The sequence below is a fragment of the Treponema sp. SP13 genome, from assembly GCF_050938355.1.
Lineage (GTDB): Bacteria > Spirochaetota > Spirochaetia > Treponematales > Treponemataceae > Treponema_D > Treponema_D socranskii.
This window is the reverse complement of sequence record NZ_JADOVM010000002.1, coordinates 181,290-197,860: the sequence shown is the minus strand read 5'-3', so window position 1 is coordinate 197,860 and position 16,571 is coordinate 181,290. Positions and strand designations below refer to the sequence as shown.

Sequence of the window (16,571 nt, the reverse complement as noted above, 5' to 3'; positions counted from 1 at the left end):
TTATCTCAAACAATAGTATAATTGAGCAGTTTCCGTGTTCCGCACGCGGCTTGTATTCAATACCGTATTAGGAAAAAGTGTGCATGAAAAAGACAAAGAAAAATGTTTTGCAAAAAGAACAAAAGCTGCAAAAAATTCTTGAGCTTGAAAAAAAACTTGAAGAAATCCAAGATATCGATGTGCTGCTCGAACGTATTCTCACCGAAACGCGCGCTATCGTCCGAGCGGACGCGGGTTCCATCTACGAAATCGAAGACGATAAACTGCGCATAAAATATGCACAAAACGATACGCAGCTGAAAAAACTCAAGCCGGGAGAAAAGCTTCCGTATCTCTCCTTTTCCGTTCCGATCAATGAAAAGTCGATTTCCGGCTACGTTGCGCTGTCGGGAGAGCCGGTCAATATTCAGGATGCCTATCAAATTCCTTCCGACAAACCTTTCGTCTTTAATAAAAAAACCGATATTTCGACCGGATATCACACAAAATCAATCTATACGCTGCCCCTTAAAATGCAGTCGGGAAAACTGCTCGGCGTCATGCAGCTCATAAACGCACAGGACGAATCGGGAAAGCTCATCGGCTTCGATGAAGATGCGGTGCTCTATATTACGCACTTTGCATCGAACGTTCGCCAAGCGCTGCAAAATACGTATCAGACGAATTTGATGGTGCAGCGTATGCTTAAGATGGCGGAGTTCCGCGATCCGAAAGAAACCTATCCGCACGTTATGCGCGTCGCGGAAAACTCGCTCGAAATATACGACCGCTGGGCATTCAATCACAATGTTCCCGAACACGAAAAACATCGTTTCCGTGACTGTTTAAAAATCGCCGCAAAATTTCACGACATCGGTAAAGTCGGCATTCCCGATGCGGTGCTCCACAGCCCGAAGCGCTACGGCCCCGATGACGAAAACCGCGCCATATTGAAAGGGCACACGTGCATCGGAGCGCAGATTTTCGGCGACGGCTCATCCATGCTCGACTTGATGTGCCGTGACGTTGCACTGCACCATCACGAAGCGTGGAACAAATCGAGCGCGGGTTACCCCGGCAATATCGATTACCACGCGTATAAAATCGGAGAACCGCTTTTTCCTGCCGACGCTTTGGGAGGGGATGCGATCCCGCTCGCCGCGCGCATCATAAGCGTCGCCGACGTGTTCGATGCGCTCAGCCATCGCCGATCGTATAAAGACGCGTGGCCGATCGAAAAAGCGTTTGAAGAGATCGAAAAAGGAGCGGGCACGCAGTTCGACCCCGAAATCGTCGCCGCATTTTTACAGGTAAAAAGCCGTATTTCTGCGATCCTGCTCGCTTATCCCGACGAAGACTCGTGTCCTGAAGAGCACGGCAAATCGGTTTGAAAATATCCGGCAGCGGAACGCCATAAAATCGAACACAATGTTCGCTGCAAAACGCACGAGATGTCATCTTTGCAAATACTTTGCGAAAGAGCCGTATCGTTTACGGATGCGAGTGCGATCGTTCGCGGATCAATTCGATTATCTTTTTATCGAAGCACGCGGCAAAGAGCGCGAATTCTTTTTTGCCGTAGACGTTTTTTCTGTTGCCGGTAAGTCCCGCCTCTGCAAGCTGCATATTGAAATTTCTGTCGGCAAGTTTTTTTTTCGCGCTCTCTTTTGTATAGCACGTACCGCGGTCGTTTAAAACGCACAAGCCCCGTTCGGTAAGCTTTGCTGCAAGCGGAATGTCTCGCGTGACGATCATGTCGCCGTTTTCAGCACACGAAGCGATACAATCGTCGGCCGCTCCGGGCGTGTTTTCACAAGTGAGCATTTCGAAAGACAATTTTTTATTAATTAATAATTTTTCATCGACGGGGACGACGCGATTTGCAACGAAAGTGACGGCAAACGAAAGAGACGCCGCTTTTTTTATGATGTAATCGCGTACCGATCGAGGGCAGGAGTCGGCATCCACCCACACGCGCACAGGTTTCACTTGAGCGCCTTATCGATCCTGTCTATCATGCGGAGCGTAAGGCGTTCGGCTTCTTCATCGTCCGCCGAATCGCCGCCGTTTAAGAGTTTCGCGTTTTTTGATTTTTCTTTATATAATTCATCGACGAGCGTGATGCCGCTCATAATCGCTATTTCGACAGGTTTCGTCAAACCGCCCGTTTTTTTTATTTCTTCGGTGATGCGTTTATAATAGCCGAGCAGTTTTTCAAGGTAGGCCGATTCTTCGTTCGCCTTGATTGCAAAAGAAGAGCCGAGCAAGTCGATTTGAAGGGAACCCATTTAGAAAATGTCGAACTGTCCGTCATCTTCCGCTTTTTTCGGTTCGGCGGTACGGACGGGCGCGCTCTGGGGCGCTTTCGGACTTTGCGGCGTTTTTGCAGCGGAGGCTGCGCTTCCGGCTCTCAGTACGGAATTTTCGATGGAATTGAGCCGGTCGAGCGCTTTTAATATGCCGTTTTCGATCTTGCTCTGATCCTGTTCGATAGAGGAAAGCCGCTCCGATTTGTCGGCAAGCGCATTTGTGAGCTCGGTACACTTGGTGCGCAGAGCATCGTTTTCCGACTGCAGCTGTGAGATTTTTTCCACAGCGCTTTCCACTTTTCGTTCAAGAAGAAGAATCTGATCGAGCGATATCATATTATGCCTTCAGTGCGTTCTTTGCGATGTCCACAACGGCTTTGAACGCCGCGGGATCTTCGATTGCCATATTTGCAAGTGCTTTTCGGTTGAGCGCAACTCCGGCTTTGGTACAACCGTCGATAAAGCGGGAGTACGAAAGCCCTTCATCGCGGACAGCCGCGTTGATACGTGCAATCCACAGCGCGCGGAAATTGCCCTTTCTGTCGCGTCTGTCGACGTAGGCATGGCGCAGCGCTTTTACGACCGCGTCTTTTGCGGCTTTGAAATTCGATTTTCTGTCGCCTCTGAAACCCTTTGCAAGCTTGAGGATTTTGATGCGGCGATTTTTACGTTTTGATCCGTCTATTGCTCTTGACATGTTTTAACTCCTAAAAATCAGCCGTACGGCAGCATCTGCTTTCTTACTTTTTTTGCAGAGTCTTCGGCCATAATTCCGGCAGCACGGAGCTGGCGTTTCCGTTTTGAAGAACGCTTGGTGAGAATATGGCGGAGGTTCATTTTTTTGTACTTGACTTTTCCGCTGCCCGTAAGCGAATAGCGCTTGGCGGCGGATTTTTTCGTCTTCATCTTAGGCATTCGATTTTACCTCACTTGTTGTTTTGGCTTTTCCCGAAATGGTCATCGACATAAACTTGCCTTCCATAGCGGCCGGTTTTTCGACGACGTATGCGGAAGTAAGCCTCTTCAGAACTTCCTGCAGGACTCCGTATCCGAGCTCGGTGTGAGCCAATTCGCGTCCGCGGAAGCGGATCGTGATTTTGACTTTATTGCCTTCGTCGAGGAATTCCTGCACATGCTTGGCTTTCGTGTCAAGGTCACCCGGGCCGATTTTCGGCTGCATACGGATTTCCTTGAGCTTCAATACCTTTTGGTTTTTCTTGGAGTCTCGGAGCTTTTTTTCCATTTCAAACCGGTATTTGCCGAAGTCGAGTATTTTGCAGACCGGCGGATTCGCGTTTGGCGAAACTTCAACAAGGTCGAGGTCCTCATCCCTAGCCATTCTGAGCGCATCAATCGTAGGTACGATTCCTTTTTGATTACCCTCATCATCTATTAACCTGATTTCCCGTACGCGGATTTGTTCGTTAATCCGTAAACCCTTATTGTTGTTAGTATAGGCCAACTATCCTCCTTGTGTCTGAAAACACGTCTACCATGTAATGTAAGCACTATTATATAATAATTTATATCGAAATGTCTAGTGCTCGATTGCGCCGTATCGGATGCCGAAAAGCGCGGATCCCCGTCCTCGCACCGAAAAGCGAGCCAAGCGATCCACAGCGTATTGCCGTTTTTACCGACACCGTACGGTTGCGCATTTTTTTTAAACGATGTATGCTATCGTCATGTATCTTTTTTTGATTATGTTTATGCCCGTATCGCTTTTATGGTATCTTATACATGAAAAAGATAAAGCGGTTATCCCCGTTGCGCTCGGCGGTGCGCTTTCGGCGATTGTGTTTTGCGCATTCAAAGCGTTTTTTTCTTTTTCATACCGTACGCCGCGCGCGGGATTTTTCGTAAACTACGCGTATATTCTGCTCGCCTATACGCTCATTCCCGTTGCCGCCGTCTATCTTATCTTTTTAGTAATTTCGAAAGACGACAATGCGTTCCTCGCAAAATCTTATTTTCCGCTTTTATGCGCTTTTTTTTCGGTCTATTTGCCGTATACGGTGCTCGCCGGCAGCCGTTCGGCGTATTCGGCGTTCGAGCTTTTTTGCAAGCCCGTGCTGTACACGGCGATGCTTGCCTCGTCGGCGGTTTGCGTTTCGTTTCTTTATCGGACGAGTGCTGATGAAAAAAGGCTTCGAACATTGCTGGCGACGCTCATCGGTTTTCTCTTTGTACCGAGTGCGATCGAGACGGCATGGTTTGTCGGGTTTTCGTTTTTTGCATGGCTGCCGTTTTTTGTCCTGTACGTATTTTTTTCAGCTTGCGGAGCGGTGCGCTTTTTGCACGGCGATTTTCCAGAAAAAACCGTTTCGATTTTTTTGCCGAAAAAATCATCCGTCACAACTATAGTCGGCGGCGATCTGTGTGTAAGATTCGGTCGGCATCGTAAATAACGAAAAAGGCGTGCGAAACTTTTATGCTTTGCGCGCCTTTTTTCAAAAATTGATAATCCAAATAAAGCCTCAAAAGATTGAAATTTTTCGAGGCGCTTGATTATTATTTTTCTTTACCGTCACATTATTGTGCAGCTTTGATCGCGTTCATCGCTTCGATCGCGTGTCCCGCGCTGCCGAGCACGTTTTTGTTTTTGTGGGCATACATCGCTTTCAATTCGTCGCGTGCCGGTCCGAGATAGAGGCGCGGATCGAACACTGTAGGATCTTCGGCGAGCACACGTCTGACCGCCGCCGTCATCGCAAGCCGTCCGTCCGAATCGATATTGATTTTGCATACGGCGGATTTTGCCGCTTTGCGCAGCTGCTCTTCGGGAATGCCGACGGAGTCGGGAATCTTGCCGCCGTATTTTTCGATCTCTTTGACATACTGCACCGGAACGGACGATGCGCCGTGAAGCACGATCGGAAATCCGGGAAGTTTTTTTTCAATCGCTTCGAGTACATCGAATGCGAGCGGCGGCGGAATCAAAACACCGTCGGCAGTGCGCGTACACTGTTCGGGCGTGAATTTGCATCTGCCGTGACTCGTACCGATCGAAATGGCAAGCGAATCGACACCGGTTTTGCCGACGAAATCCTGCACTTCTTCGGGTTTCGTGTAGTGGCTTTCGGCGGCGCTTACTTCGTCTTCGACACCGGCCAATACGCCGAGCTCACCTTCGACGGTTACGTAGTCTTTTTGCGCATGAGCGAAATCGCACACTTGCTTTGTTAATTTTACGTTTTCATCGTAGGGAAGCGCGGAACCGTCGATCATTACGGATGAAAACCCGCTTTCGATACAGTCTTTTGCGACTTCGAACGACGGACCGTGATCGAGGTGGAGCACGATCGGAATGTCGCAGCCGAGTTCGTGCGCGTATTCGACCGCACCTGCTGCAAGATGGCGGAGCATGTATTTATCGGCGTATGCGCGAGCGCCTTTTGAAACCTGCAGAATAACGGGCGACCGGGTTTCAACGCAAGCTTGGATGATCGCCTGCAGCTGTTCCATATTGTTGAAATTGTATGCCGGAAGCGCATAGTGTCCGGCCATCGCCTGCTGGAACAGCACTTTCGTGTTGACCAGTCCGATTTCTTTGTAACTGTGCATAGAAGACTCCTATATTTGCATATTCTTATAATATCGTCGTACCATTGTAAACGTTTTTAGGACGGGTGACAAGCGATTTTTTGACTTGTTGAAATAAGGTGCTATAATCTAAATGACGGTTGCTATTTTACGGTTGTTTAAAAGTATAAAGTATACGATAACAGAAAAAACAACACTTTTCCAAAAATAGAGCGTCTTTCTTTTTTCAAAGAATCATGCAAAGATTACAGTATCTAAAAAACAAGGAGGGTTATGCTAATGCAGTTTGTCAAAAAATTTTCTAAAGCTGTTCTGTTGTTTTTTGTAATTATTTTTACAGGGTGTAACAATTATTTTGAGATTTTATCATCAAGGCGGAGTTTTGCTTACTCGTCAGACCGAAAAGATCAATTAATTGAAATTGCATTAACCAATAAATGGAAATCATCTGACCAGGAAGTACAGGATGCGTTACTTGCAGTTTTTAAAAATGAAAGTCGTTTTGCAAAAGGAACGTTAACTCAAATAACAAAAATTGATGAATCAAGTATGACAATTCCGGTTCCGTTTAGTAGAAACCGTTCCGCCATAATGGAAGAATGTAATAAAGTAAATTTCGGTTTGTATTTCCTTGAGACAGAAAATAAAAATTGGTATGCGATTACTTCGGACGATAAAAGGGTAGGAAACGTTCTTGCGCTTATTGAATCTGAATTCTCAAGAGATATTTCTGATAATGATTTTTCAATTATGTTTGCAGAGCGTCTTAATAATTATATTTTAAATGTGGCGGACGAATGGAATTCCCTTACAGCCGATGATATTTCTGACTACAAAGCTCGTTCTGCTTATAAAGACATAGTAAACAACGGTAATTATACATATTCGGCTTGGAAAAAGAATTATGGAAATACAAAATGCCAGATACCGGTAAATTGGAATCAACGACCATCACCGTTTAATAATTGTATAGTGGCTGTTATAGGTGGTGATGCTTATTACGTAGGCTGCGGAGCTGTTCAGGTTGCGCAAATTATGGCTTATCATAAATATATAAAAGAAAATACGTCTCCGAATTTTAATTTAATAAGAAGTAAATGGGCTCAGGCATGGCTATTACTTAGACGATGTATTTAACTTTGGAGTCGGAGCATTAGTTGATGATTCAGGAATCAGAGCAGCGAATGATAAGCCCTACTACTATCAATACAAATTAAGCCAAACAAATATGTTAAAACCGACGGGAAGATAATTATGTCTTTTAGAAATTTTTTTTTGACGGTATTTTCAATTTTAATGATTTTCGGAATATCTTCTTGTTCAATCCACAGTGAAATCAATCAATTCTGGAGTTTTGATGATATTCTGTTTAATACTATGAGGCAACGCTGGAAAGATGCCGATATGAAAAATTATGTATTTGAATATGCAATTTCAGATATCTGCCCGAATTCCATTGAAGGTAAAGTAAAAGTAATAGACGGAGCCGGTACGGTGGAACTCACACTGAACGGCTTAAAGCCCGGGGATGAAGGATATGATTCCGAATTGAAGCATTATTCAAAAAGAAAAATCGAATTCAAAACAATTGACGAGATATATGACTTCATTAAAATAACCGTAGAAACGAGACGAATTTCCTATGAAAAAAAAAGACTGTTAACTTATAAGCTTGACATAAAATATGATGAACAGAACTTTATTCCATTATTAGTTTATGAAAATTTATCCGCTTTCGAGCAAATCGATGAATCACCTAACGGTTCATGGGACGGTTCTTTATATATAAAAATTACAAAATTCAAATAAAACGGTTTGTCTTGCACAACAGGCAAAGATTACTATTATAGAAATCGATATTACAGATACGATAACAGTTTATGCATTGCCTTGTTTTTGTTATAATCGATCGGATTAAATGAGGAATATGTATGACACAAAATGAACGGCGCGTTTTTTTAATAGACTGTCTTTTAAAGGAAACCCCCGGTTATCGCTCCGCGCGGATACCGGATGACGAGCAGGAACAAAAGAATTTGCTCCGTTCCCTCATGAACGTCCGACCGCCGCAAGATACGAGCGAAGAATTCCTGCGCATACAGGACGAGTATTTACGGGAAGCGATCCGAGAGAGCGGCATTACCGACCTTGCGCAGTTAAAGCCTCTCGGCGCACAAGGGAACGGAACTTTTTATCTGTGGCAGGGCGACATTACACGGCTCAAAGTCGACGCGATCGTAAACGCGGCAAACAGCGCTATGACCGGCTGCTGGCAGCCCTGTCACCTATGTATTGACAATTGCATCCATACATTCGCAGGCGTGCAGCTGCGCGCGGTGTGCGCCGACATTATGCGAAAGCAGGGACACGAAGAACCGACGGGAAGCGCAAAAATCACGAGCGCGTTCAACCTGCCTTGCAAGTACGTGATCCACACCGTAGGGCCTATTGTGCAGGGGCGATTACAAAGAAAACACGAAGAAGAACTCGCGTCCTGCTACCGTTCCTGTCTTGAGCTTGCCGAAGCGCACAACGTAAAAAGTATCGCTTTTTGCTGTATTTCGACCGGAGTCTTTATGTTTCCGAATCGGCGCGCGGCGGAAATTGCGGTAGCAACCGTCCGAAAATACATCGAGCAAACCGGAAGCGGGATGAAAGTCGTGTTTAACGTATTCAACGACGAAGATTTTGCAATTTACAGCCTATATTTACAGCGGACGAATTGACAAAAGGAACAGCCGGATGATTTTGGAAACAAAGAGACTGACGCTTCGTCCGTGGAGAGAATCGGATGCACAAGACCTGTTTTACTATGCAAGTCATCCCGACGTGGGGCCGACAGCCGGATGGGCTGTCCATACGAGTGTTGAAAACAGCAGAACCGTCATCAGTAATATCCTCTCCGTACCGGAGTCATACGCGGTCGTACTCAAAGAGACGGGACAGCCTGTAGGCAGTATCGCCTTAATGATCGGCAAGTTAAGCAATATCGGCCTTCCCGATACGGAAGGTGAAATAGGGTTTTGGATCGGCGTACCGTATTGGGGACAAGGACTTATTCCGGAGGCGGTTCGCGAGCTGATGCGGCACGGCTTCGAAGATTTGAAACTCGAAAAACTGTGGTGCGGATATTTTGACGGAAACGATAAATCGAAACGGGCGCAGGAAAAATGCGGCTTCCGATATCATCATACGAAAGAAAACGTTCCCTGTGCTTTAAAAGGGGTTCTGCGGACGGAGCACTTTACCTGTATATCGAAAGAAGCGTGGTTGTTACAGGAGTAAAAAACATAATAACAGTTTGCCGAACATTCAAATTATTGTCTGCAAAATGCCGGCCGCCGAACCCGCTTTTTGGATTCCGACGACAACATACTCATCGATAAACGCGAAAAAAAAAGTGCAAACCGAAACAGACTTGATTGCGGAATTGAACGGTTGGAAATCCGAAATTCGGATTTTATAAATTAAAGCCGAAATATATCTTTACCGCCGTAATTGTTTTTGCACTGATAGTCGGCTGCTCCATAAAGATCTCTGCTTCGAAAAACTTTTCTATTTTCTTACTCAAGCCACTGTATAAATGCCGTTTTATCCTCGCTGTTGTACCCTGCATTTTTATAGAAATTCAATGTGCTTTCTTTTTTTGTGCCCGTCAAAAGCATCATCTTATAGCAATTGTTTTTAATCGCTATCTCCTTTGCATAATTGAGACATTCCGTTGCATATCCTTTTCCGCAGTATTCTTCATTCGTAACGACATTTTCAATAAACGCATACGGGCGCACATCCCTCGTCAAATTCGGAATGATCACACAAACACAGGACGACAGTATTTTACCGTTTATTTCATTGATGATGATATGATGATTCTTATCTTCAATAATTGTTTTCCATGTATTTTCCAGCCGGCTTGAATTTTCCGGAATATCTTTTTCGTGTAAAAACAGATATAGGTTCAATAATTCATATAAATCTTCTTTAACCGCTTCTCTTACCATAATCACAACTCCCAAGCCGCTCTTCAGCCGGCCGCAAACGCAGTGAGGGAAACCTCCGGAGAAAAAAAACGATGAACAATGACTTTCTTTTTATAACGGAGCCCCACAATAGTAATCCAAATGAATTCCCTTGGTTTCTAAATTCTTGAGACAGTCACGATAATAGCAATCATCATGTTCAGTATATATGGGATTGGGTACTTCAATGACCGCTAAATTATTATATGCCGGACATCTCCTGCCGCGATAGTCTTTGTCCAACCACTCGGGACTGACCCTGTAGCCTCGCCGATTCATCTCTGCCATAATGAGTCGGTGATAACAATAAAGCAGATAGGGTGAATAATGAAAAACATAATTGACAGTTGCATGCTGCCTGCCCCAGCCGTTTCCGCGCAAGGCACAACACTCCCTATGTTGTCCCAACAGCTGTTGGCGCGGCAATTCGCTAATCATATCTTGATGCCACAGTCTCATCCAACTCTCTCAATATATAACTTAGAGCAAAGTGCTCATGTGCTGCCTAAATTTTCCGATACTCTTTTGACCGATTCGATTCTCTCATAACGTGCGGCAAACTGTCAATCGTTAGATAATAAAGTACACTTGTAATGATGCTGCGCAGCATATACGCCGTATATTGTTCAATTGGCAGCAAGCAGTCGTGTTTATTTTTCAGTCGTCCGCGGAGATTTGCGGTTATTGTCGTTGATATATCCGATGAAAGTAAAAAAAAGAAAAGGTGAAAAAACAGCATGCCGGCTTGTTAAATTTTTTATAGAAAAAGATTTAGGAAAAGATTATGGAATTTACAAATGAATCTTTACCGCTCATTGAACGGCTGAACGAAGCGCTTTCGAAAGCGGATGCACTGCTCATCGGAGCAGGCGCGGGTCTTTCGACTTCGGCAGGGTTTACCTATTCGGGCGAGCGCTTTGAAAAACATTTTTCGGATTTCCGCAAAAAATACGGCTTTACCGATATGTATTCGGGCGGATTTTATCCGTTTAAAACGCTCGAAGAATTTTGGGCGTATTGGAGCCGCTACATTATGATAAACCGCTATACCGACGCGCCGAAACCGGTGTACGAAAATCTGCGCAAGCTGGCGGACGGTAAGAATTACTTTGTGCTGACGACGAACGTCGATCACTGCTTTCAAAAAGCGGGCTTTGATAAGACGCGGCTCTTTTACACGCAGGGCGATTACGGCTTATGGCAGTGTTCCGTTCCCTGCCACGACAAAACCTACAACAACGAAGAGGCCGTCCGCAAAATGGTCGAAACGCAAAAAGACATGCGCATTCCGTCCGATTTGATTCCGTATTGTCCGAGATGCGGAAAACCGATGTCGATGAACCTTCGAAGCGATTCGACTTTCGTGGAAGACGAGGGCTGGCACGAAGCCTCCGAACGCTACGGCAACTTTATCGCGGCGCATAAAAACGAAAAAATCCTCTTTTTGGAATTGGGCGTCGGTTCGAATACGCCCGGCATTATCAAATATCCGTTTTGGCGCATGTGCGCCGACAACCCGCGTTCGGTTTACGCGTGCATCAATTACGGCGAAGCACTCTGTCCCGACGAAATCCGCGAGCGCTCGATATGCATAGACGGCGATATTGCAAGCATGCTGGAAAAAATGCGGCGCTGTATAAAGCCCCGCTAGGCTTCATACAGCGAGTGGAGGGCGCGGTATACGCGGTTCGCTTTTTCTTTTTGCGCTTCGGTAAAGTCGGCGTTTACGTCGTCGCTTAAGAGTTCGAGCGATGAAAGGCTTTCGTTGAGCGCCGTGGCAAAGCCGCGCGACACTTTAAACCAATAGGTGCCGTTGCCGTCGGTAAAGAGGCACACGAAGCCGTATTCTTTGCTCTTTTGTTTTGCGACCGCCACTCCCAGCACGATGTCGAGCGCATCGGAAAGGCGAGCGGATGCACCTTCGTCGGCAAGGCTTATGTTGAGTTTTTTGTCGAATTTGTTTTCCGGCATCGGCGAAAGCGAAATCGATTTTGCAAGCTTTAAAGCAAGTTCGAGCTTTTCACCGTCGAGCAGCGTATAGCCGTTTTCAAAGAGTATTTTGCAGCGGAGTCCTCCGACTTGTTTTACAAGGCTTTCGTCGGTTTCGCTTTTTGCCGCCTTGATAAAATTTTCGTAGGGCAGGAGCACGGTTTTTTTGCCTTTTATCTTTTTAATGGCGAAGGATTCTCCGCCGAACGAAACGCAATCTTCGTCTTTTATCTCTTTAATGATTTTTTTCGATTTTCCGTTTTCGTCTTTCGCCCTTTGTTTCGGAGAAGCGATATCCGTTTCGCGCGCTTTGGTTTTCCGTGTACATTTTTTTTCAAGTTTTTCGCGCAGCTCAGGATCGATCGCGTCGAGCAGCGTCCTCGTCAAGGGAGAGACACTCATGGCAAACATGCGCGATGTGCGTACGATTTCCCCCGCGACAATGTACAGCGGATCGGTTCGGAACATGCTGCTTCCCGGATGGATGCAGATGTGTTCGGTCGTCAGCGTTTTGTAATTGTCTTTTCCTTCGCGCACGCATACGAACTGCATCATACCCGCGGCTATGCAGCACAGATAATCGCTCATCGTCCCGCCTCCGGTGATCGGAATCTGCATATCGGCGACGATCTGCGAAAGCTGTATGTCTATGTTTTCGATTTCCGCCATAACGCGTTCGTCAAGAAAACTGTTTTTGCAAAAGCGCGCTTTATTCGAAGCGCCGCGGTACGCGCGAAAGATGTGCAGGTAGGAAACGAAGTCACCCTGTACGTCGCGGAACGCGTGATGCGCTCGTCTCGCTTCAAGTTCTTCGCCGGGAGGAAGTACGAAGGGGGAATTGGCCGAAAGAAAAGAGGCTGCGACGAGCGCTTCTTCGAGAACGGAGGGATATTTCATGATCGCTTCGACGATGATGCGGCTTATCCTCGGTTCGAGCGGAAATTCGACCATGAGTTTTCCGATCGAAGAGAGCGTATTGTCTTTCGTTATCGCTTTCAGCATAACGAGCGTATCGACCGCACCTGCGATCCCTTCGCGGGAAGGCGGGGAGAGAAAATTGAAATCGTAAAAATTCGTAATGCCGAGTTCGGCCATGCGCAAAACGACTTCGCTCAAATCGGTGCGGTAGATCTCTTCGGTCGTATACATTTCGCGTGTTTCGTAATCTTTGCGCCGATAGAGGCGGTAACAGCTGCCGGGGCACGTGCGTCCCGCCCTTCCTTTTCGCTGATTGCACGACGCTTTTGAAACGGCCGTTTCGACGAGGCTCGACGTGTACGTGTGCGGATTGTAAAAATTGAGCTTTGCCAGTCCCGAATCGATGACGGTCGTGATGTCGCCTATCGTGACGGACGTTTCCGCGATATTCGTGGAAATTATTATTTTCTTTTTCCCGAACGGGGGAGGGGCGAAAACGCGCTCCTGTTCTTCTTTCGGAAGCCTGCCGTAGAGCGGCAACGTGTGGATTTTCCGAGCGAAGGGCGAGCGGTCGAGACGGAAAAGGCAGTCTTTAATAATTTTTTCTCCCGGCAAAAAAATCAAAATGCCGCCGTCGATTCTGTTGTCGAGAACGCGCTCGACCGTGTTTTCGATTTTCGTTAAAAGCGCGTCGCACGCGGCGTCCGATACGGTGCTTGCCGAGACGGCCGGCGGATCGTAGACAAGGGTGACGGGAAAGGTGACCGTGTCGATCGTGACGATGGGGCATCCGTCGAAGTAGGACGAAAAGGCTTCGGCGTTCATCGTCGCCGACGAAACGATAACTTTGAAATCTTTGCGTTCGGCCAAAACGCGTTTTAACAATCCGAGTACGAAGTCGATATTCAAACTCCGCTCGTGCGCTTCGTCTACCATAATGACCGAATACTTGGACATCCACGGGTCGAGCTTCATTTCCTGCAGCAAAATGCCGTCGGTCATGATTTTGATCCTCGTCGTCGCGTCGGTTTTATCTTCGAAGCGCATTTTGTATCCGACCAGTCCGGGATAGGTCGTGCCGAGCTGCTTTGAAATGAATTCGCTTACGGAAAGGGCGGCGATCCGTCTCGGTTGCGTCACCGCGACGATGCCCGTTTTGGCATAACCCGCTTCGTAGAGGATGACCGGGATCTGCGTCGTTTTGCCGCTGCCTGTCGGACTTTGCACGACGATCACTTGATTATGTGCGAGCGTGTCCAAAATGCGCTGCTTTTGTTCGTATACAGGAAGCGATTTGTAATCTATAGCCATGTTTTTCGTACCCGTGTGTTTTCCATGATGATTTTCCGCGCGGCGATGTAGCGCATCCACTCCCGCCGTCCCGCGTTTCCCAGATATGCGATAAAATCGTCGTCGAGATATTTTATAACGAATTGATATGCCGTCGTGATGTACGTCGTTATGTAGTGCGCTTTTGTTTCGTGCAGAATTGCGATGCCGCCTTTTTCTTTTTTATAATAGATCACTTTGTATAAAAGTCCGTCGCCCGTATATTCGTGCGGAGCATCGGGCGTGTCGAAGGCGGGCTTTGTACGCTGCGCGCTTATCGTATTGCCGTTCGCGTAGAGTATGAGCTTTGAAAAACGCCGCTCGGATTTTTTTCCGATAAACTCGCGCTCTTGTACGATGTGCGGGTGATTTGCCCAAATGATGTCGGCTCCGCAGTCGAGCAGTTTGTAATAATACGCGCGCTGCGAAGCGGAGACGCTCCGGATGTATTCCGGAACGTTCGCATGAATCGAAAGGATAAAAATATCGCACTGGTTTTCCGATCTGATTTGCCGTATACGGTTTCCGAACGCTTCCCTCGCATCGGGCGCGGGCGGCACGTAGTTCATGTATTCGATATAATCTTTTTCGTTCAGCACTTCCGTTACCGCGCAAAAGATAATCGTCCATCCGTTTTTTTTAATAATTTTATACCCGATGGCATCTCCGCCCGATTTTTTTAATCCCGAAAAAAAGACTTCGCGATCCGTGCCTTTGTGTGCGCTCTCCGTTTTTTCCGCCCATTCGCGCGTATGCTTCATCCCCGAAAGCCCCTGATCGTTCGAGTGATTGTTTACGAGAGAAAAGACATTAAAACCAGCGCTGATCGCCGCTTCGGGATATTCGGAATGCATGTTGAAGCGCGGATAGCTTGCACAGGGGATGCTGTCGTCGACGGGAGCTTCGATGTTTGCAAATGAAAAATCGCACGAGAGGGCGAGCGGGGCGATGTCTTTCCAGATGAGTGAATAATCGCTCATCGAATAGTTCGGCTTATGCGCCATGATATCGCCTGCAAACAAAAGCGTGAGGTTGTGCTGTATCTCTTCGCGATCGTTTTTTTCGCTTCCGAAAGAAGGTGCGGAATTCTCTTCGGCCGAAACGGAAACGCTTTGCCCGCTCGGCGTTTCGGGCGCTTCCGATGCGGGCCTTTGCTTCGGAACAGTCTTACACGAAGCGAGGACGATGATGCAAAAAAGCAGGTAAAAGCTGTTCCTGATTTTCATTTATACGGCGCTTCCCGCCTGTACGAGCGTGATCGCCGCCGTTATGACGATATCATCGACCGAACAGCCGCGAGAGAGATCGCTTATCGGCTTGGCAAATCCTTGCAGGATCGGGCCGTACGCATCCGCATGGGCGAGGCGCTGCACGAGTTTATAGCCGATATTTCCGGCCGAAAGGTTCGGGAATACGATCGTGTTCACTTTACCTTTTACCGGAGAGCCGGGAGCTTTTTTGTCGGTGACGGACGGGATAAGCGCCGCATCCGCCTGCAGTTCTCCGTCGAGCAACAGGGACGGCGCTTTTGCGTGCGCTTTTTGTACCGCTTCCTGTACCGTGAGAACCGAAGGCTGAGCGCCGTCCGAACCCTTTGTTGAAAAGGAAAGGAGTGCGATGCACGGGTCGCAGCCCAAAAGCGCTTTGCACGATTTTCCCGCAGCGACTGCAATGTCGGAAAGCTGTTCGGCATCCGGTTCGGGGACGACCGCGCAGTCGGAAAAAATCATCAAACCCTTATGACCCCACGCCGAATCGTGCATATCCATGACAAAGCACGAAGATGCCGTTTTGCTTTCCGTGCCGATAACTTTTAATCCCGCGCGGAGGAGAGCTGCCGTCGACGAGCGCGCGCCGCTTACCATGGCGTCGGCATAACCTTTTCTCACCATCATCGCACCGAAGCTCAAATAATCGGAAAGCATATACGCTTTGCCCGCCGCAGCGTCGCCCACTTCGGGAAGATTCGTTTTTTTGTTGATCTTTCCCTGCCTGAGTTCAAAATAGGTTTGACCGAAATCGTCGAGCCACGGAGAGGTTGCGGGGTCGATGATGTCGATGCCTGCGAGCGAAACTTTAAGCGACTGCGCCGCGCTTTCGATTTTTTCACGGGAGCCGAGAAGCGTCACTTTTTTTGCGATTTTTTTTGCGACGATTTTTGCGGCCGCTTTGATCGTGCGCTCTTCATCGCCTTCAGGAAGCACGAGCGACTTTTGATACGCTTTCGCTTTTTTGATCATCTCGGCTGTAAAATCGATGCCGCTCTTTGCCGCACTCTTTTTCGCTGCCGGTTTTACGGCTGCTTTTGCCTTTACCGGCGTCTTTTTTGCAGCGGATTTTTTAGCGGAAACTTTTTTTACCGTTTTTTTCGTGCCCGCTTTTTTTTCAGCCGCCTTTTTTGCCGTTTTCGAAGCTGCCTTTTTAACAGTCGTTTTTTTTACGGTTTTACCGGCGCTTGTCTTTTTTACCGCCGTCTTTTTTGCAG

At 47.2% G+C, this 16,571-nt stretch carries 20 protein-coding genes; 8 read left to right on the top strand and 12 right to left on the bottom strand.

The window, feature by feature from the left end:
* Window positions 1-83 precede the first annotated feature (83 nt).
* Window positions 84-1,370: an HD domain-containing phosphohydrolase gene (locus IZU26_RS05065; RefSeq protein ID WP_021495413.1), complete on the top strand. Its 1,287-nt coding sequence runs from the start codon at window positions 84-86 to the stop codon at window positions 1,368-1,370.
* Window positions 1,371-1,470: 100 nt separating this feature from the next.
* Here IZU26_RS05065 and IZU26_RS05060 read toward each other — a convergent pair whose 3' ends face one another.
* From IZU26_RS05060 to infC, 6 genes are read right to left on the bottom strand one after another with little or no spacing between them, the layout of a single operon-like run.
* Complete coding sequence (locus tag IZU26_RS05060) at window positions 1,471-1,968, bottom strand: DUF188 domain-containing protein (protein WP_433277269.1); 498 nt, start codon at window positions 1,966-1,968, stop codon at window positions 1,471-1,473.
* Window positions 1,965-2,267, bottom strand: a complete 303-nt coding sequence (gene zapA / locus IZU26_RS05055; RefSeq protein ID WP_021329982.1) for a cell division protein ZapA — start codon at window positions 2,265-2,267, stop codon at window positions 1,965-1,967. The genes IZU26_RS05060 and zapA overlap by 4 nt, the downstream gene beginning before the upstream one ends.
* Window positions 2,268-2,624, bottom strand: coding sequence for a cell division protein ZapB (locus IZU26_RS05050; protein ID WP_310823978.1), 357 nt, complete (start codon window positions 2,622-2,624; stop codon window positions 2,268-2,270). It lies immediately after the preceding gene.
* A 1-nt stretch (window position 2,625) separates the two neighbouring features.
* Window positions 2,626-2,985, bottom strand: coding sequence for a 50S ribosomal protein L20 (gene rplT / locus IZU26_RS05045; protein WP_021329928.1), 360 nt, complete (start codon window positions 2,983-2,985; stop codon window positions 2,626-2,628).
* Between the two features lie 17 nt (window positions 2,986-3,002).
* The gene (gene rpmI / locus IZU26_RS05040) at window positions 3,003-3,203 is read right to left on the bottom strand and encodes a 50S ribosomal protein L35 (RefSeq protein ID WP_016520365.1); all 201 of its coding nucleotides are present in this window, start codon (window positions 3,201-3,203) and stop codon (window positions 3,003-3,005) included.
* The gene (gene infC, locus IZU26_RS05035) at window positions 3,196-3,750 is read right to left on the bottom strand and encodes a translation initiation factor IF-3 (protein ID WP_021329991.1); all 555 of its coding nucleotides are present in this window, start codon (window positions 3,748-3,750) and stop codon (window positions 3,196-3,198) included. The genes rpmI and infC overlap by 8 nt, the downstream gene beginning before the upstream one ends.
* A 223-nt stretch (window positions 3,751-3,973) precedes the next feature.
* Between infC and IZU26_RS05030 the strand changes: the two genes are divergently transcribed.
* On the top strand, window positions 3,974-4,696 hold the full coding sequence (locus IZU26_RS05030) for a hypothetical protein (RefSeq protein ID WP_310823973.1): 723 nt from the start codon (window positions 3,974-3,976) through the stop codon (window positions 4,694-4,696).
* A gap of 124 nt (window positions 4,697-4,820) precedes the next feature.
* Here IZU26_RS05030 and IZU26_RS05025 read toward each other — a convergent pair whose 3' ends face one another.
* Complete coding sequence (locus IZU26_RS05025) at window positions 4,821-5,852, bottom strand: class II fructose-bisphosphate aldolase (RefSeq protein WP_021329976.1); 1,032 nt, start codon at window positions 5,850-5,852, stop codon at window positions 4,821-4,823.
* 258 nt (window positions 5,853-6,110) lie between these two features.
* On the opposite strand from IZU26_RS05025, the gene IZU26_RS05020 reads away from it, so the two are divergent.
* The 4 genes from IZU26_RS05020 (at window position 6,111) to IZU26_RS05005 (ending at window position 9,116) form a co-directional block, all read left to right on the top strand.
* Window positions 6,111-6,968, top strand: coding sequence for a C10 family peptidase (locus tag IZU26_RS05020; RefSeq protein ID WP_433277265.1), 858 nt, complete (start codon window positions 6,111-6,113; stop codon window positions 6,966-6,968).
* Window positions 6,969-7,085: 117 nt separating this feature from the next.
* Window positions 7,086-7,640 (top strand): DUF6174 domain-containing protein, encoded by a 555-nt coding sequence (locus IZU26_RS05015; protein ID WP_433277264.1) that lies wholly within the window; start codon window positions 7,086-7,088, stop codon window positions 7,638-7,640.
* A gap of 122 nt (window positions 7,641-7,762) precedes the next feature.
* Window positions 7,763-8,557, top strand: coding sequence for a protein-ADP-ribose hydrolase (locus tag IZU26_RS05010; RefSeq protein ID WP_433277262.1), 795 nt, complete (start codon window positions 7,763-7,765; stop codon window positions 8,555-8,557).
* A gap of 16 nt (window positions 8,558-8,573) precedes the next feature.
* Window positions 8,574-9,116 carry a GNAT family N-acetyltransferase gene (locus tag IZU26_RS05005; RefSeq protein ID WP_433277260.1) on the top strand — a complete coding sequence of 181 codons (543 nt, stop codon included), beginning with the start codon at window positions 8,574-8,576 and terminating at the stop codon, window positions 9,114-9,116.
* Between the two features lie 278 nt (window positions 9,117-9,394).
* Here the strand turns inward: IZU26_RS05005 and IZU26_RS05000 are convergent, their stop codons facing one another.
* Both IZU26_RS05000 and IZU26_RS04995 read right to left on the bottom strand, forming a co-directional pair.
* Entirely contained in the window at window positions 9,395-9,832 is a 438-nt protein-coding gene (locus IZU26_RS05000) for a GNAT family N-acetyltransferase (RefSeq protein WP_433277258.1), read from the bottom strand.
* Window positions 9,833-9,922: 90 nt separating this feature from the next.
* Window positions 9,923-10,309, bottom strand: a complete 387-nt coding sequence (locus tag IZU26_RS04995; protein WP_433277256.1) for a TIGR02328 family protein — start codon at window positions 10,307-10,309, stop codon at window positions 9,923-9,925.
* Between the two features lie 171 nt (window positions 10,310-10,480).
* On the opposite strand from IZU26_RS04995, the gene IZU26_RS04990 reads away from it, so the two are divergent.
* A complete protein-coding gene (locus IZU26_RS04990; RefSeq protein ID WP_433277254.1) occupies window positions 10,481-10,651 on the top strand; it encodes a hypothetical protein in 171 nt (56 codons plus the stop codon).
* Window positions 10,635-11,501 (top strand): SIR2 family NAD-dependent protein deacylase, encoded by an 867-nt coding sequence (locus IZU26_RS04985; protein WP_433277251.1) that lies wholly within the window; start codon window positions 10,635-10,637, stop codon window positions 11,499-11,501. Before IZU26_RS04990 ends, IZU26_RS04985 begins: the two co-directional genes overlap by 17 nt.
* On the opposite strand, the gene IZU26_RS04980 is transcribed toward IZU26_RS04985, so the two are convergent.
* The 3 genes from IZU26_RS04980 to pta are packed head-to-tail and all read right to left on the bottom strand — an operon-like array spanning window position 11,498 to window position 16,344.
* Window positions 11,498-14,068 carry a helicase-related protein gene (locus tag IZU26_RS04980; RefSeq protein ID WP_433277249.1) on the bottom strand — a complete coding sequence of 857 codons (2,571 nt, stop codon included), beginning with the start codon at window positions 14,066-14,068 and terminating at the stop codon, window positions 11,498-11,500. The genes IZU26_RS04985 and IZU26_RS04980 overlap by 4 nt on opposite strands.
* Complete coding sequence (locus tag IZU26_RS04975) at window positions 14,059-15,312, bottom strand: CapA family protein (RefSeq protein WP_433277247.1); 1,254 nt, start codon at window positions 15,310-15,312, stop codon at window positions 14,059-14,061. The genes IZU26_RS04980 and IZU26_RS04975 overlap by 10 nt, the downstream gene beginning before the upstream one ends.
* Complete coding sequence (gene pta / locus IZU26_RS04970; RefSeq protein WP_433277580.1) at window positions 15,313-16,344, bottom strand: phosphate acetyltransferase; 1,032 nt, start codon at window positions 16,342-16,344, stop codon at window positions 15,313-15,315.
* Window positions 16,345-16,571 lie beyond the last annotated feature (227 nt).

Bases quoted from the DNA above. Each gene is read 5' to 3' on its own strand.
- IZU26_RS05065 (WP_021495413.1), top strand. From the start codon at position 84: ATGAAAAAGACAAAGAAAAATGTTTTGCAAAAAGAACAAAAGCTGCAA.
- zapA (WP_021329982.1), bottom strand. From the start codon at position 2,267: ATGGGTTCCCTTCAAATCGACTTGCTCGGCTCTTCTTTTGCAATCAAG.
- IZU26_RS05050 (WP_310823978.1), bottom strand. From the start codon at position 2,624: ATGATATCGCTCGATCAGATTCTTCTTCTTGAACGAAAAGTGGAAAGC.
- rplT (WP_021329928.1), bottom strand. From the start codon at position 2,985: ATGTCAAGAGCAATAGACGGATCAAAACGTAAAAATCGCCGCATCAAA.
- rpmI (WP_016520365.1), bottom strand. From the start codon at position 3,203: ATGCCTAAGATGAAGACGAAAAAATCCGCCGCCAAGCGCTATTCGCTT.
- IZU26_RS05030 (WP_310823973.1), top strand. From the start codon at position 3,974: ATGTATCTTTTTTTGATTATGTTTATGCCCGTATCGCTTTTATGGTAT.
- IZU26_RS05025 (WP_021329976.1), bottom strand. From the start codon at position 5,852: ATGCACAGTTACAAAGAAATCGGACTGGTCAACACGAAAGTGCTGTTC.
- IZU26_RS05020 (WP_433277265.1), top strand. From the start codon at position 6,111: ATGCAGTTTGTCAAAAAATTTTCTAAAGCTGTTCTGTTGTTTTTTGTA.
- IZU26_RS05015 (WP_433277264.1), top strand. From the start codon at position 7,086: ATGTCTTTTAGAAATTTTTTTTTGACGGTATTTTCAATTTTAATGATT.
- IZU26_RS05010 (WP_433277262.1), top strand. From the start codon at position 7,763: ATGACACAAAATGAACGGCGCGTTTTTTTAATAGACTGTCTTTTAAAG.
- IZU26_RS05005 (WP_433277260.1), top strand. From the start codon at position 8,574: ATGATTTTGGAAACAAAGAGACTGACGCTTCGTCCGTGGAGAGAATCG.
- IZU26_RS05000 (WP_433277258.1), bottom strand. From the start codon at position 9,832: ATGGTAAGAGAAGCGGTTAAAGAAGATTTATATGAATTATTGAACCTA.
- IZU26_RS04995 (WP_433277256.1), bottom strand. From the start codon at position 10,309: ATGAGACTGTGGCATCAAGATATGATTAGCGAATTGCCGCGCCAACAG.
- IZU26_RS04985 (WP_433277251.1), top strand. From the start codon at position 10,635: ATGGAATTTACAAATGAATCTTTACCGCTCATTGAACGGCTGAACGAA.
- IZU26_RS04980 (WP_433277249.1), bottom strand. From the start codon at position 14,068: ATGGCTATAGATTACAAATCGCTTCCTGTATACGAACAAAAGCAGCGC.
- IZU26_RS04975 (WP_433277247.1), bottom strand. From the start codon at position 15,312: ATGAAAATCAGGAACAGCTTTTACCTGCTTTTTTGCATCATCGTCCTC.